Below are 14,385 nucleotides of genomic sequence, written 5' to 3'. Positions count from 1 at the left end.
GCCGACCTACGGCTGTAGCCCTTCGCGACGGGGGATGCACGAAGGGCTACCGCAGCAGTATGCCAGCCCGTCAGGGACCGCTCCACAGCGCGTCCCTGACGCCTCGTCTCCGCCATGACCGGTTTCAGCCGCTGGTTCCGAGGTGGGTGTCCATGGTGGCGTTCAGGTCGGCCACGAAGGACTCGAAGCGTTCGAGGAGTTCCGGCGGGTAGTGGGCCATGGTGGCGTCCAGGCGGTGGGCCAGCGGGCCGAAGAACTCGTCGGCCCGTTCCCGGACGTGGGCCCCGCCGCGCAGGGTGATGACGCGCCGGTCGGAGTGTTCGCGGGTACGGGTGACGTGCCCGGCCGCTTCGAGGCGGTTCAGGAGCGCGGTCGTGGCACCCGTGGACAGGGAGATGCGCTCGCTGAGGCGGGCCGGGGACAGGGGGGTGCCCCGCTCCTCGGCGGCGGCGATCTCCAGCACCGCGGTCGCGTCGGTGGAGTGCAGGCCCAGCCAGGCGGCGAAGCGCCGGCCGAGCTCGGCGTAGTGGCCGCCGTAGGTCCTCAACCCTTCCATCAGGCGTTCCCGCTGCGCCGCCACTTCGTCGCGCACCTCGTCGCGCACTTCGTCGCGCACCTCGGCGCGCACCTCGTCGTGCACCGGTTCCTCCGTCAAGGCCGCCACCTTCCCCTTCTGCCTGTCCTTGACAACCTATCGACCCCAATTTACCTTCACCGTGGAATTACTTCACCATGGAGGTATCTGGATGCATGCCCCGCCGTCCCCCACCGGGCCCTACCGGTGGCGCTGGCTGATCCTGGTGGTGATGATCGTCGCGGAGATCATGGATCTGCTGGACGCCTCGATCGTCAACGTCGCCGGCCCGGCCCTGGAGGAGTCCCTCGGGGCCGGCCCCGTGGGCCTGCAATGGGTGATCGGCGGCTACGCCCTCACCCTGGGGGCCGGGCTCGTCCTCGGGGGCCGGCTCGGTGACCGCTACGGACGCCGCCGCGTGTTCCTGCTCGGCCTGGCCGCCTTCACCGCCTGCTCGCTGCTCTGCGCACTGGCACCGGACACCGGCTCGCTGATCGCCTTCAGGCTGCTCCAGGGCACCGCCGGGGCGCTGCTCCTCCCCCAGGGCCTGGGTCTGCTCCGGGAGAACTTCTCCGGGCCCGAACTCACCAAGGTCTTCGGGATCTTCGGCCCCGTGCTCGGCCTGGGCGGCATCATCGGCCCGGTCCTGGGCGGCGGACTGATCGAGGGCGACCTCTTCGGCCTGGGCTGGCGGGCGGTGTTCCTCGTCAACCTGCCCATCGGCCTCGCCGCCCTCGCCGTCGCCGCGAAGTTCGTGCCGAGGAAGCCCGGTGACCGCTCGGTGCGCGTGGACCTGGCCGGTGCGGGCCTGGTCGCGGCCTCCTGCGCGCTGCTGGTGCTGCCGCTGAACCAGGGCCAGGAGGACGGCTGGCCGCTGTGGACCTGGCTGTCCATGGTCGCCTCGGTCATCGGCTTCGGCCTGTTCGCGCTCCAGCAGCGCCGTACGGCCGCGGCGGGCCGCGAACCGCTGGTGGCTCCGGCCCTGCTGCGCAAGCCCGCCTTCAGCGTCGGGCTGGCGGGCATCGCCCTGTTCTTCACCGGGCTCGTCGGCACGCAGCTCGTCCTCACCCTCTACTTGCAGATCGGCCGCCAGTTCACCGCCGGCGAGGCCGGCCTCGGCAATCTGCCGCTCGCCCTGGGCACCGCGATCGGAGGCGCGGTCGGCGGCGCCTTCCTCGCGGAGCGGATCGGCCGCAAGGTGCTCCAGATCGGCCCGCTGGTCCAGCTCGCGGGTGCGGCCCTGCTCTGGTTCGAGCTCGACGCCCTGGGCGGCGCCCCGTTCTCGATCCTGGACGTGGCCCCGGGCGTGACGGTGGCGGGCATCGGGTCGGGCCTGGTCATTGCCGCCCTGTTCAGCTTCGTCCTCGCCGCCGTCGACGACGACGAGATCGGCTCCGCCTCCGGGGTGCTGTCCGCGGTGCAGTCCATCGGCGGGTCCGTCGGGGTCGCGGTCTTCGGCTCGGTGTTCTTCGCCCGGGCCGGGGCCGGGGACTTCACCGGTGGGTACCAGCGCGCACTCGTCGTGCAGGCCTGCCTGCTGGTGGCGTTCCTCGCCAGCGGCTTCCTGCTGCCCGCGAAGGCCCGGCCGGAGGACGAACAGCACGCGATCAGCGCCGCCTCCACCGAGGCCCCCGCGGAGGCCCCCGCGGGCGCATCCGGCTGACCGGCCCCCGTACCGCCCCCGCGCCCGCGCCCCCGCTGCTGACAGCGGGGCGCGGGCGTACGCAGCCGTAGGCGACGCCTAGGCCGGGGGCGCCTCCGCCGAGGGGAGCAGGGCCCGGGTCAGGCGGTCGACGGTGTCCTCGTCCGCCGGCGCCGATCCCGTGAGGGTGCCGACCAGGGCCTGGGCGAGGACGACCGCGGCCGCGACCCTCGTGTCCTCCCCCTCCTCGCCGGTGACCTTCCCGATCACGGCGTCGCGCACCGACTGCGAGATGTCCAGACCCCCGAACAGCTCGGGGAAGGACAGCGCCATCAGGCACACGCCCACGTTCGCGGAGAGGATCGACTGGGCGGCCAGAGCCGGGTTCGTGCGCAGCCGTCCGGCGTCGCGGCACCGCTCCACGGCTGCCAGGAGCAGGGCCTGCGCTTCCTTGATCGACTGCGGTTTGGCCTCTCCCGCGGGCGTGAACATCAGCCGGTAGAGGTGGGGGTTGCGCAGCGCGAACGCCACGTGGCTGTCCCAGGCCGCGCGCAGGTCCGCCACCGGGTCGCCGGTGTGGGGGTTGCGCCGCTTGTTGGCGAGGAAGCGCTCGAAGCCGATGTCGGCCACCGCGGTCAGCAGTCCCTCTTTGTCACCGAACTGGCGGTAGATCTCGGGCATGCCGACCTTGGCCCGGTCGCAGATGGCCCGGGTCGAGATCGCGGGCGCGTCCTTGGTGGCGAGCAGCTCCGCGGTGGCTTCCAGGATGCGCTCTCGTGCCGTTGACATACCGCAAACGATATCAGCGCTAACAGAGGGGACCTGGGCGTTTCCCGGAAACAGGCCTGCTTTCACAGAGGTTCGTTATCAACGATTACGACTTGTGTTAGCGTTGAAAACAGTTGCCGCCCGTTCACCGCAAGAGAGCTGGTACGCCCTCATGAGCCGTTCTTCGTCGTTCCTCCGCGCCACCACGGCCACCGTCGCCGCCACCGCGAGCGCGGCCCTCCTCACCGCCTGCGGCGGCGAGAGCGCCGCCGGGTCCACCCCCGGGACCGGGTCCACTGGCGGGACCGAATCCACCGCCGCCCAGGCGTTCACCGTGACGCACGTGGGCGGGCCGACCGTGATCCTGGAGGTCGCCGGCTCGCGGATCCTGGTCGACCCGACCTTCGACGCGCCCAAGAAGTACCCGAGCGGCCTGGAGAAGATCCAGGGGCCCGCCTTCGGCACCGACGGGATCGGCAGGATCGACGCCGTACTCCTCTCGCACCACCAGCACGACGACAACCTCGACGACTCGGGCCGCGAACTGCTCAAGACCATGCCGCTCGTGCTCTCCACCCCCGGGGCCCAAAAAGCACTCGGCACCCACGTCCAGGGCATGGAGAGCTGGACCTCCACGGAACTGAAGACCTCCGGCGGCGCCACCATCAAGGTCACCGCCGTCCCCGGACTGCACGGGCCCGACGGTGTGGACCGCGGCGCGGACGGCGAGGTCACCGGCTTCGTGCTCAGCGGCAAGGACGTCCCCACCACCTACATCTCCGGCGACAACGCCTCGGTCAAGGTGGCCAAGGAGGTCGGGGACCGCGTCAAGAAGGAGATCGGCCCCATCGACACGGCCGTGATCTTCGCAGGGGCCGCCCGCACTCCCGCGATCCTCGACAACGCCCCGCTGACCCTCACCTCCCGGAACGCCGCCCTGGTGGCGAAGGACCTGAACCCCCGCAGGGTGGTCCCGGTGCACACCGACAGCTGGAACATCTACTCCGAGAACACGGAGTCCCTCGTGAGGGCGTTCCGGGAGCAGGGCCTCGACGCCAAGCTGGTCAGCCTGAAGCCGGCCGGGGAGAAGAAGGACCTGTCGTAGCCAGCGGCCGCTCCGTACGGGGAGCGGGAATCCGCGGACCCGCCGCGCCGCCCCCGTCCCGGCCCCCGCCGCCGTCGCCGTCCCCGGCGCCCTCGGCGGGCAGGGGCCGTACGAAGCCGGGCCGGGCGGTGCGCAGTCCGAAGTACGTCTCGGGCACCACCAGACCGAGCACCACGAGCAGCGGGACGTGCCAACCCCCGGTGGCGCCGCGCAGCGCCCCCACCGCCAGCGGTCCGAGCCCGGCGAGCAGGTAGCCGACGGTCTGCGCCATGCCGGACAGTCCCGCGGCGACCACCGGGGACGGCGAGCGCAGGCTCAGCAGGGTGACGGCCAGCGGGAAGGCGCTCCCGGTCGCGAGACCCAGTACGCACACCCACACCCAGCCGGCCCCCGGCGCCAGGAGCAGGCCCGCCAGGCCCGCCGCCGTCAGCCCGGCCGCGACCAGGACCAGGGGCCGCTGGTCACCGAGCCGGGTGGCGAGCAGCGGGACGGCGAAGCCCAGCGGGATCCCGATGAGCAGCATGACGGAGACCATCACCCCGGCCTCGGTGGCCGGGTACCCGCCGTCCCGCATGATCGCGGGCAGCCAGGACACCAGCACGTAGAACACCAGGGACACCAGTCCCAGGAACGCCGCCACCGACCAGGCCAGCGGCGAGCGCAGGAGCGAGCCCGCGGCGGCACCCGGCGCCTGGGGCGTGGTCGCGGGTACGCAGCGACAGTCGACCCGGCCGCGCACCGCCCACACCGTCGCCGCGATCGCGGACGGAACCGCCCACACCGCGAAGGCCACGCGCCAGCCGGCGGCGTGATCGAGGGGAACGGCCAGACCGGCGGCGAACGCGCCGCTGCCGGCCATGAGCATCATCGCGAGCCCGGTGACGGACCCCACCCGCCCGGGAAACTGGCACTTGATGATCGCGGGCAGCAGCACGTTGCCCGCGGCGATGCCGGCGCCCGCCAGCACCGTTCCGCTGAACAGGGCCACCGGGGAGTCGAGCAGACGGATCAGGATCCCCGTCGTGATCAGTACGAGCGCACCCGCCACCGCCACTTCGGCGCCCACCCGGCGGGCGAGCGGCGGGGCGAGGGAGGCGAAGACGCCCAGGCACAGCACGGGGAGTGTGGTCAGCACGCTCGTCCCGAACCCGCTCAGCCCGAACTGGGCCTTCAGTTCCGCGAGTACGGGAGCGACCCCCGTGATGGCCGCGCGCAGGTTGACGGCCAGTACGACGACTCCGAACAGGGCCCAGACACGGACCGCCCGGACCTTGCGCAGGGAAAGCGAACGCGAAAGCGAACGCGAGAGTGAGAGTGAAAGTGAAGAAGCCATGGTGTTCCTGTCCCCCTGTCGTGCGCGGATCCGGCTTCCCCGTCCGGGAGTTGGACGTCCGCACGCTCCCGGACAAGGAATCGGTCCGTCACGACTAGACCGCTGCGGTCGTCCGCTGGACGGGGCAGGTCGCCACCGTCGAGACGGCGGAGGCGGTGCGCACCCCGGTGGTCACGCCGAGCTGCTTCAGGATCTCGTCGGAGAGCAGGTCTTCCTTGCCCTTGAGGGCGTCCGCGACCTTCTGGTCCGTGGGGAACACCATCTCGGCCGCGATGTTGTCCTGCACGATCCGGGCGAGGTTGTCCAGGGCCACGAAGATCGGGTCCGTGGGCAACTGGACGGTCGGCAGGTCGATCAAGTGGGTGGCGACCTTGGCCGGGTTCATGCACCGCTTGATGATGATCGAAGCCTGGTTCAGCTCGGAGGTCGTCCAGATCGAGAGCACGACGGTGTACAGGTCCGCCCACGCGGCCTCGCCGATCCGGGTCCGCCAGCGCTGCATGAGGCCCTCGATCGCGGTGATCTGGGCGTTGGCCGCGTAGGTCATGTTCGTGCGGATGCTCGGGTAGACCCGTGCCGAGAAGTTCTCGAAGGAGGCCATGTCGAAGGAGCGGGCGCGCACCGAGTCGGCGATGAAGGTGAGGGCCTCGTCGATGACCTTGCCGAAGGAAATGCGCAGGTCCTGCGGCAGGTTCGCCTTGTTCAGCTGCTGGCGAGCGGTGGTGAGCGTGGTGGCGAAGCCCTGGAGCGGGGTGATCCAGCCGTCCGACTGGGGGCCCTTGAAGGCCACCATGTGCAGGTCGTGCGCGTCGACGCGGGCGGCGTTGGGGAGGTTCGGGATCCGCTCGCTCAGGTACGGGGCGATGACGGAGAAGATGCCCAGCGCGACGTGGCTGACCGACTTCGCCAGCTCGAAGATCTCGGCGACGGGGTTGACGGCTTCCTGCACGGCCCCGTTGTTGATGAGGGTGAACTTGCCGCCCTTGGCGTCGTTCTGCACGACGATGACCGGGCTCAGGTGGGTGATCAGTTCGGCCTTGAGCGCCGCGTAGTTGGACCGCATTCCGGCGTTGACGGCGCGGATCGCGTCGCGGGCCGCCAGCTCCGCCTCCGGCGAGGCCGCCACGGTCCCGTCCGTGGCCGGGTCCGTGACCTCGACGGCCGAGGCCGCCGTGGAAGTACCGAGGAGCGTTACGGCGCTAATCGTGGAGACGCCGCCGATGAAACCTCTGCGTGTAGCCATGGTCCGTCTATCCGTCTTCTCTTTGCGAAAGGGATGCGTTCAGTCATTGCGTGGAGACTCTTCTGTGGGGGGTTCTGCGTGTGGGGGTGGCGAGTTGGCCCCGGTGGGTCCGCGCGAGGCCTCGTCGCGGACATGGGTGTGCCAACTCACGGGTATGGGTATCGGGTTCGGGCCTTCGTCGCCCAACACCTGACCGGTGTGGGGCGAGTTGAACGCTAGTGCGACGCATCCATGTCAACAATGGCGTCTAGCATGCAGATATGGACATCGGTTTCACGCCCATGAGCCCCGTCGAACGACTGATCGTGATCGTCCTCTTCGAGGGCGTCGACCTGCTGGACGTCACCGGTCCGCCAGAGGTGTTCTCCCTGGTACAGCGCGAGACCGACGACGCCACCGGCTATCAAGTGGTCCTGGCCGCAGAGACGTTGGACCCCGTCACCACCTCGGCCGGGGTGCGCATCCTTCCGGACATGACCTTCCAGGAGGCCTCCGCGCGGAGCATCGACACGCTATTGGTGCCCGGCGCGGTCGAGCTGGACGCCGAGCGCCGCGTGCACGCCCTCACCGACCCCATGGTGGTGGGCTGGGTGAAGGTGCTCGCGGAGCGGACGCGCCGGGTCACGTCCGTCTGCGTCGGGGCGCACATCCTGGCCGCGGCCGGACTGCTCGACGGCAAGCGCGCCACCACCCACTGGTCCACCGCTCAGCAGCTCGCCGGCGACCACCCGGCGATCGAGGTCGACGCCGACCCGATCTTCATCCGCGAGGGCAACGTGTGGACCGGCGCCGGGATCAGCGCCTGCCTGGACCTCTCGCTCGCCCTGGTGGCCGACGACTTCGGCGAGACCATCGCCCTGCGCGTCGCCCGGCAGCTCGTGATGTACCTGAAGCGGCCGAGCGGGCAGAGCCAGTTCAGCGTTCCCCTGGAGCCGGTCTCGGCGACGCGGCGCAGCGAGGACCTGCGTCATTTCATCCGGCGCAACATCGGCGACCAGCTCAGCCTCGGCGACATCGCCGCGTACGCCCACATCAGCGAGCGGCAGCTGGCCCGGATCTTCAAGTCCGAGCTCGGCATGACCCCGGCCGCGTACATCGAGTCCGCCCGGGTGGAGATGGCCCGCAACCAGCTCGAGGCCACCGATGCCACGCTCGAACGCATCGCCTCCGCTTGCGGGTTCGGCACCGCCGACACCCTCATCCGGGCCTTCCGCCGCAAGCTCGACACGACGCCGACGGAGTACCGGCTCCGCTTCCGGGCCGGCTCCGCCGTCTGACGCCCGCCGTCCGGCGTGCGGAGCCCGGTCTACGGGGCCCCGTGCGCGGCCGGATCCAGGGAGTCGACGTCCTCCATGAAGCTCAGCATCCGGGTGTTGACCAGGTCGGGGTGGTCCAGCTGGGGTCCGTGTCCGGTCGCGGCGACGATCTCGGCGCGGGCTCCGGGGATCAGCCGCGGCACCCGCTCCAGCTGGCGCTTCGGGTGCACGAGCAGGCTCCGCTTGCCCATGATCAGGTAGAACGGCGTCCGGATCGAGCCCAGCTCCCCGTCCGACAGCGGCAGCGGGGCGGGGCGGCGGATCCGGAACGCGCGGACGCCCGCGTGGACCCACGCCCGGAGCTCGGGAACGACGATCACCGGCTGTTCCAGCCAGGCGGCGAGGCGCGGGCGCAGCGCCTTGGGGGCGAACGTGGCGAAGAGGCTGGCGAAGATCCAGCCGAAGAAGCGCAGGCCCACCTTCTCCAGGCCGCCCGGGTCGAGGGCGGTGACGGAGGCGAGCCTGCCGGGCCGCAGGTGCACCTGGTTGATGACCAGCCAGCCGCCGTAGGAGGAGCCGACGAGGTGGACCCGGTCGAGACCGAGCGCGTCGAGGGCCTCGTCCATCCACTGGGCCGCGCGCTCGGGCTGCCACATGGGCTCGCGCTGAACGCTGCGGCCGGGGTCACCGGGGGTGTCGAGGGCGTACACGGGTCGTTCGGCGCTGAGGGCACGGGTGTTGGGGTACCACTGCGCGGAGCAGCCGCCCGATCCGTGTATCAGGACGATCGGCGTGCGCGACTCGGCCGCCGGGTCGGTGGGGCCGTAGCGGTAGACGTGGGTGGTGCCGAAGCTGGTTTCGACGTCCGTCTCGGAGCGGGCGGGCGCGCCCATCGCGTAGACCGCGTCGCAGGCGGCGAAGTAGCGGTCGCGCAGGGTGTCGTTGACGTAGCGGCCGATGTCGCGGCGGGCTCCGGTCACGCTCTCGGTCACAGGGGTCTCGGGCACGGTGGCACCTCCGGGAGGATCCGTTCTTCGTGATACGACCGTACCATGATGATGGTACGGCGGTACCATGAAGAGGATCCGAGGGGCTCGTCACCCACGGCCGACCGGGCGGAGACACCAGAACATGCCGAAGCGCGTGGACCACGAGGAACGGCGCACCCAGATCGCCGAGGCACTCGTCCGGGTCGCCGGACGGCGCGGGCTGCACGCCGTCGGCATGCGCGACGTGGCGGCCGAGGCGGGCGTATCGCTGCGGCTCGTGCAGTACTACTTCGAGACCAAGGAGAAGCTGCTCCTCTACGGCCTCCAGCACCTCACCGACCGCTTCACCGCCCGAGTCGGCGCCCGCCTGCGCGCCGCCGGACCGGACCCCGGGCCGCGCGCGACCGCCGAGGCGCTGCTGCTGGCCGCGCTGCCGACCGACGAGGAGAGCCGCACCTTCCACCTGCTCTACAGCTCGTACGCGATCCTGTCGGTCACCGACGAGGCCCTGGCCGCCCAGCCCTTCATCGACAACCCGGACGCGGCGGAGGACGCGCTGACCGGCCTGATCCGCCACGCGCAGGACTCCGCGCTGGCCGACCCGGGCGTGGACGCGCGCACGGAGGCGATCAGCCTGCTGGCCATGTCGGCGACCCTGGGCACCAGCATCCTCGTGGGCCAGCGGGACCCCGACGCGGCCACCGGGGTACTGCGCCACCACCTGGACCGCATCTTCACGCCCCCGGCCGGCTGACGGCGCCGGGGCGCTCGACCGAATCGAGCACGGCCATGTCCGTGCACGGCCATGTCCGTGCACGCCCCCGCGGTCAGAGCACCACGAACGCCACCGCCGCCGCGCCCATCAGCACGGCGGCGGTATGGATGGCCGGGTGGCCGTAGTCACCCGACCAGAGGTGGCGGGCCAGGCCCCCCGTGGCGGCCAGGGCCGCGATGATGCCGATCTGCGCGAAGAGGGTGACGTCGGCGAAGGGGGTCAGGAGCAGCAGGGCGGAGTTCAGCCAGAACGGGGCGGCGCCCGTCCAGCCCCGCCACTCCCGCCATTGCGGCCGTTCTCGGCGGCTCTTGGGTCTTCGGTGGTCCGCCGACTCTCGGATCGCCGTCGTCATCGCGCCGCCACCAGCCCTTCAGTCACCAGCAAGCGAGACGTCAACTCGCAGGCTGTACAGCCTCCTTGGGTGCGACGGCCGGGACAAGGGCCCGTTCGGCAAGAAATCCGAAAGCCAGGCCGAAAGTGGTCCACAGTGCGATCTGGATCCCCAGCGAGGCGAGCCGGAACTGCCAGATGAGCGCTGCCGGGAAGTCCGCGGGGACCTCGTTGATGGTGGGCAGGGTCGCGTAGGCGATGCCGACGGCCACCGCGAAGGCGAGCGAGGCGACGATCGAGGCGTTCCAGTTGCCCAGGCGCGGCGCGAGGCGCCGGCCCACGATCAGCGCGACCGAGGCGAGCAGCACGCTGAGCGCGATCATCAGGACGAACAGGGTGGTCCGCCGGACCACGGTGTCGGGGTCTCCGACGGCCGGCGGGTTGGCGGGGTACTTCAGGAACGGCACCAGGTTGACGGTGACGAACAGACCGCCGGCCACCAGCGCCGCCGTGACCCGGGGGCCGAAGCGGCCGATGCGGCCCAGCGCGTAGCAGAAGACGAGCGCGGCGATGCCGCCGAGCGCGATCCCGTAGAGCAGGGTCCCGGTGCCCAGGCCGGCCGTGGCCTGGAGGGCCCGGCTGACCGGGGCTGCCTCGTCGCCGTGGTCGTGGGCGCCGGCCTCCTCGATGGCGATCGCCGCATCCACCTGGGATTCACCCAGGAGGTACGCGACGAGGAAGGCCGCGACTCCGGCCAGCAGGCCGGCGAGCATGCCCCGGACGAGGAGCACGCGGGGGGAGATGGAATTCATGTTTTCGGTACTTCCCTTGCTGATGGGGTGGCTCAGTGGCAGGGGAAGCCGAGGAGGTGGCGGCCGTCGTGCATCCACTCGTGGACGGTGTCGCCCTCGAAGATCGCGGTGGCGCCCTGTTCGGCGCCGACGAGGTAGAGCAGGACGAGCATGAGGACGCCGACGAACAGGGCCCAGGGGGCCAGCGCGGAGAGGGAGATGGGGGCGAGGCCGGCGGGTGCGGCAGTCGTGGGCACGGCGGAGTGGGCCATGGCAGGAGCCTCCAGAGGGAACACGCGTCCCGGTCAGTGGTGCTTTTGACGACGGTGGCGGGTCTGACTTTCCTCCCCCTCCGGGAGGATTCACAGTGGCGCGACCGTGCCGGATTCTCACCGGTGCTTCCGTCATACCGTCGTCTTGTCGTCCGTGACCGTACCGCGCTTACGCTCACCTTATGAAGCCCCCCTCCGTGCGAGTCCAGCTCGTGAGACCTCCGATCGGCGAGGCCGAGCGGCTGCACCGGTTCCCGCTCGCGGAGCCCTGCCCCGGGCACGACGGGCTTCGGGGGCAGGCGTACGGGGCCTGGGCCGGGCGGGGCATGGACGAGGTCGCGGCCGGGGATCCGGGCGGGCTGCGCAGCTGGATGACCGATACCTCCTTCGCGCCCCCGGGCGGCGGGGAGTCGGTGGAGGCCCTGATCGCGCGGGTCGGCGCACACCTGGGCGGCCTGGCTCCGGGGACGCACCGGGTGGTGGTCGGGCAGGGCGTCGTACGGGCGGCCGTGGTGTGGGCGCTGGAGCTGCCCGCAGCGGCCTTCTGGCGGCTCGACGTGCGGCCCGGCTCGGTGACGGCCCTGACGGGGCGCTCCGGGCGCTGGAACCTGCTCGTGGGGCAGCCCGAGGGGTGAAGCGCGGTGGACGCACAGCCGGCCCGGCCGCGCGGGCGGGCCGGGCCGGCTGTTTCAGCGCGTCGGACGGGGCGTTACGCCGTGATCCAGTCGCTGGTGGCGATCACCGGCTGGACGCCGTCGCGGTGGATGGTGCCCTCGATGAGGCCGTACATGCGGTCCGCCGCGAAGTAGACCTCGTTGTCGTTCTTGAGGCCGAAGGGCTCCAGGTCGACGAGGAAGTGGTGCTTGTTGGGGAGGTTGAGGCGCACCTCGTTGACCTTGGGGCAGTTGTCGAGCACGCGCTCGGCCATCTGGTTCAGGGTCTGCTGCAGCGAGTACGAGTAGGTCTCCGCGAAGGCTTCCAGCATGTTCTTGCGGACCTTCTTGTACGACTGGTCCCAGTCGTACCCGGCGTCCTCGGCGGCGAGCGCCGAGTGCGCCCAGCGCGCGGTGACCTTGGTCGCCAGGATGCGGTCGTACGCCTCCTGCAGCGTCGTGTACTTGTCCTTGATGAAGCCGTGGAACTCGGAGTTGGTCGAGTTCATCACGGTCAGGTCCTTCAGACCCGAGATCACCTGGAGGCCGGTGGTCTCGCTGTACGTGACCTGCGCGGTGCGCACCTCGGTGCCCTTGAGGGAGAAGGAGTGCTGCTCCTTGCGCGTCGGGACCGGGATCCGCTCCCAGGCGTACTCCTCGACACGGATCTGCGCCTCGCGGATCGGCTCCTGCGAGGAGACGAAGTGCTTGGCGAGCAGGATTCCGAAGGCCTCCGGGGAGGCGATGCCGTGCTCCTTGGAGAAGGCGTACACGGTGTTCTTCGTGGTGTCGGTGGGAAGGCAGTTGGCGTTGTCACCGGTGAGGTGGACGTCGCGGAACTCGCCGCGCAGCGCGACGGAGACGTTGAGGTCGCGGATCTCGTGCCAGGAACCGTCGCTGCCCTTGCGGGTGACCTTGACGATGCGGTTCTCGGCCTTGCCGTACTGGTTCTGGGCGAGGACGTGCTTGCTCATGCGCTGTCTTCCTTCGGGTACTCGGGAACACGGAGTCCGGTTTTCTGGATCCCGTACGCCCGGCGTCCGGCGGACGCGCAGCCCGCCCCCCGCCGTTCGGTCACGTGGAGTGGAGAAACACGTGGACCGCCCCGGGACTGACGTGCATCCCGGTCCGTAGGTGCCTGTTGATTCCAGCACGTTCACATGGTGTTCGTAAGGGAGCGAATCCTCCGAGAACAGGCACCCACGGCTTGGGCAACCGCACGATCTGCGCAGGTCAGACCGTGTGCGCGTCGGCGACCGACAGGGCCTCGTCGATGATCCGCAGCCCCTTTGCCACGTCCTGCGCCGAGACGTTGCAGGGCGGCGCGACGTGGATGCGGTTCCCGGCGAGCAGCGGCCACAGGCCGCCCTTCTTCAGGGCCGCCCCGAACTCCGCCATCGGCGCGTTCTCGGCGCCCGAGGCGTTGTACGGGACCAGGGGCTCGCGCGTCCGCTCGTCCCGTACGAGTTCCAGGGCCCAGAAGGTGCCGAGCCCTCGGACCTCCCCGACCGACGGGTGGCGTTCGGCGAGGGCGGCGAGGCCCGGGCCCAGGAGTTCGGTGCCGGTGCGGGCGGACTGCTCGACGACGCCCTCCTCCTCCATGACGTTGATCGTCGCGACGGCGGCGGCGCAGGCCAGCACGTGCCCGGAGTACGTCAGCCCGCCCGGGTAGGGGCGGCGGGCGAAGGTCCCGGCGATTTCGGCCGAGATGGCGACTCCGCCGAGGGGGACGTAGCCGCTGGTGACGCCCTTGGCGAAGCAGATCAGGTCGGGGGTGACGTCCCAGTGCTCGGAGGCGAACCACTTACCGGTGCGGCCGAAGCCGACCATGATCTCGTCGAGGATGAAGACGATGCCGAAGCGGTCGCAGAGCTCGCGGACGCCGGCCAGGTAGCCGTCGGGGTGCACCAGCACGCCCGGGGCGCCGCCGACGGTCTCCAGGATGATCGCGGCGATGGACTGCGGGCCCTCGAAGACGATGGTGTCCTCGAGGTGGCGCAGGGCGCGCTCGCACTCCTCGGCGGGGGTGGCCGCATAGAAGGGCGAGCGGTAGGCGAACGGCCCCCAGAAGTGCACGACGCCCGCGGTCGCGCTGTCGTTGCCGAAGCGGCGCGCGTCGCCGGTGAGGTTGATCGCGGTGGAGGTGGCGCCGTGGTACGAGCGGTACGCGGAGAGGACCTTGGCGCGGCCGGTGTGCACCCGGGCCATGCGGACGGCGTTCTCCACGGCCTCGGCGCCCGCGTTGGTGAAGAAGATCTTGTCGAGGTCGCCCGGGGTGCGCTCGGCGATCAGCCGGGCGGCCTCGGAGCGCACGTCGACGGCGAAGCCGGGGGCGACGGTGCAGAGCTTGCCGGCCTGTTCGGCGATGGCTGCGGCGACCTTGGGGTGCTGGTAGCCGATGTTGGTGTAGACGAGGGCGCTGGAGAAGTCGAGGAAGCGGTTGCCGTCGTAGTCCCAGAAGTAGGAACCCTCGGCGCCCGCGACGGCGAGCGGGTCGATGAGTTCCTGGGCGGACCAGGAGTGGAAGACGTGCCCCCGGTCGTCGTCCTTCACGGTGGCCTTTGCTGAGACGTCCTTTGCGGAGGTGTCCTGTGCGGAGGTGTCCTGTGCGGCGGCGCGGGCGTCGGCTTCTGCGTTCATATTCCGAGGGTAGT

General features: G+C 70.9%; 15 protein-coding genes. 5 read left to right on the top strand and 10 right to left on the bottom strand.

Annotated elements, in window-relative coordinates; all coding sequences use genetic code 11:
* Positions 1–124 precede the first annotated feature (124 nt).
* Positions 125–556 (bottom strand): MarR family winged helix-turn-helix transcriptional regulator, encoded by a 432-nt coding sequence (locus OG904_RS15265; RefSeq protein WP_405498027.1) that lies wholly within the window; start codon positions 554–556, stop codon positions 125–127.
* Between the two features lie 190 nt (positions 557–746).
* On the opposite strand from OG904_RS15265, the gene OG904_RS15260 reads away from it, so the two are divergent.
* Positions 747–2,237, top strand: a complete 1,491-nt coding sequence (locus tag OG904_RS15260; protein WP_405491218.1) for an MFS transporter — start codon at positions 747–749, stop codon at positions 2,235–2,237.
* A 78-nt stretch (positions 2,238–2,315) separates the two neighbouring features.
* On the opposite strand, the gene OG904_RS15255 is transcribed toward OG904_RS15260, so the two are convergent.
* On the bottom strand, positions 2,316–3,005 hold the full coding sequence (locus OG904_RS15255) for a TetR/AcrR family transcriptional regulator (RefSeq protein WP_405491216.1): 690 nt from the start codon (positions 3,003–3,005) through the stop codon (positions 2,316–2,318).
* A gap of 151 nt (positions 3,006–3,156) precedes the next feature.
* Between OG904_RS15255 and OG904_RS15250 the strand changes: the two genes are divergently transcribed.
* The gene (locus OG904_RS15250) at positions 3,157–4,089 is read left to right on the top strand and encodes an MBL fold metallo-hydrolase (RefSeq protein ID WP_405491214.1); all 933 of its coding nucleotides are present in this window, start codon (positions 3,157–3,159) and stop codon (positions 4,087–4,089) included.
* Here OG904_RS15250 and OG904_RS15245 read toward each other — a convergent pair.
* Both OG904_RS15245 and OG904_RS15240 read right to left on the bottom strand, forming a co-directional pair.
* A complete protein-coding gene (locus tag OG904_RS15245; RefSeq protein WP_405491212.1) occupies positions 4,049–5,422 on the bottom strand; it encodes a CynX/NimT family MFS transporter in 1,374 nt (457 codons plus the stop codon). The two genes, OG904_RS15250 and OG904_RS15245, sit on opposite strands and share 41 nt — an antisense overlap.
* Positions 5,423–5,516: 94 nt before the next feature.
* Positions 5,517–6,665 carry a hypothetical protein gene (locus tag OG904_RS15240; protein ID WP_405491210.1) on the bottom strand — a complete coding sequence of 383 codons (1,149 nt, stop codon included), beginning with the start codon at positions 6,663–6,665 and terminating at the stop codon, positions 5,517–5,519.
* Between the two features lie 281 nt (positions 6,666–6,946).
* On the opposite strand from OG904_RS15240, the gene OG904_RS15235 reads away from it, so the two are divergent.
* Positions 6,947–7,942 carry a GlxA family transcriptional regulator gene (locus OG904_RS15235; protein ID WP_405498025.1) on the top strand — a complete coding sequence of 332 codons (996 nt, stop codon included), beginning with the start codon at positions 6,947–6,949 and terminating at the stop codon, positions 7,940–7,942.
* Positions 7,943–7,971: 29 nt separating this feature from the next.
* Here the strand turns inward: OG904_RS15235 and OG904_RS15230 are convergent, their stop codons facing one another.
* Positions 7,972–8,928, bottom strand: coding sequence for an alpha/beta fold hydrolase (locus OG904_RS15230; RefSeq protein ID WP_405491208.1), 957 nt, complete (start codon positions 8,926–8,928; stop codon positions 7,972–7,974).
* A gap of 124 nt (positions 8,929–9,052) precedes the next feature.
* Between OG904_RS15230 and OG904_RS15225 the strand changes: the two genes are divergently transcribed.
* A complete protein-coding gene (locus tag OG904_RS15225) occupies positions 9,053–9,664 on the top strand; it encodes a TetR/AcrR family transcriptional regulator (RefSeq protein WP_405491206.1) in 612 nt (203 codons plus the stop codon).
* Between the two features lie 73 nt (positions 9,665–9,737).
* Here the strand turns inward: OG904_RS15225 and OG904_RS15220 are convergent, their stop codons facing one another.
* Genes OG904_RS15220 through OG904_RS15210 form a run of 3 tightly spaced genes read right to left on the bottom strand, consistent with a single transcriptional unit; the run spans position 9,738 to position 11,078 of the window.
* Positions 9,738–10,037, bottom strand: a complete 300-nt coding sequence (locus OG904_RS15220; protein WP_405491204.1) for a hypothetical protein — start codon at positions 10,035–10,037, stop codon at positions 9,738–9,740.
* A 40-nt stretch (positions 10,038–10,077) separates the two neighbouring features.
* Positions 10,078–10,827, bottom strand: coding sequence for a CbtA family protein (locus tag OG904_RS15215; RefSeq protein ID WP_405491202.1), 750 nt, complete (start codon positions 10,825–10,827; stop codon positions 10,078–10,080).
* 32 nt (positions 10,828–10,859) lie between these two features.
* Positions 10,860–11,078, bottom strand: coding sequence for a CbtB-domain containing protein (locus OG904_RS15210; RefSeq protein WP_405491200.1), 219 nt, complete (start codon positions 11,076–11,078; stop codon positions 10,860–10,862).
* A gap of 212 nt (positions 11,079–11,290) precedes the next feature.
* On the opposite strand from OG904_RS15210, the gene OG904_RS15205 reads away from it, so the two are divergent.
* Complete coding sequence (locus tag OG904_RS15205) at positions 11,291–11,713, top strand: histidine phosphatase family protein (protein ID WP_405491198.1); 423 nt, start codon at positions 11,291–11,293, stop codon at positions 11,711–11,713.
* A 74-nt stretch (positions 11,714–11,787) separates the two neighbouring features.
* Here the strand turns inward: OG904_RS15205 and pucL are convergent, their stop codons facing one another.
* Positions 11,788–12,705, bottom strand: coding sequence for a factor-independent urate hydroxylase (gene pucL / locus OG904_RS15200; RefSeq protein WP_405491196.1), 918 nt, complete (start codon positions 12,703–12,705; stop codon positions 11,788–11,790).
* 259 nt (positions 12,706–12,964) lie between these two features.
* Complete coding sequence (locus OG904_RS15195) at positions 12,965–14,371, bottom strand: aspartate aminotransferase family protein (protein ID WP_405491194.1); 1,407 nt, start codon at positions 14,369–14,371, stop codon at positions 12,965–12,967.
* Positions 14,372–14,385: the final 14 nt, after the last annotated feature.

The organism is Streptomyces sp. NBC_00096 (assembly GCF_045041305.1).
In the GTDB taxonomy this organism is placed as follows: Bacteria; Actinomycetota; Actinomycetes; order Streptomycetales; family Streptomycetaceae; genus Streptomyces.
Note: the sequence above shows the minus strand (reverse complement) of the source record. Positions and strands in the feature narration are given on the sequence as shown.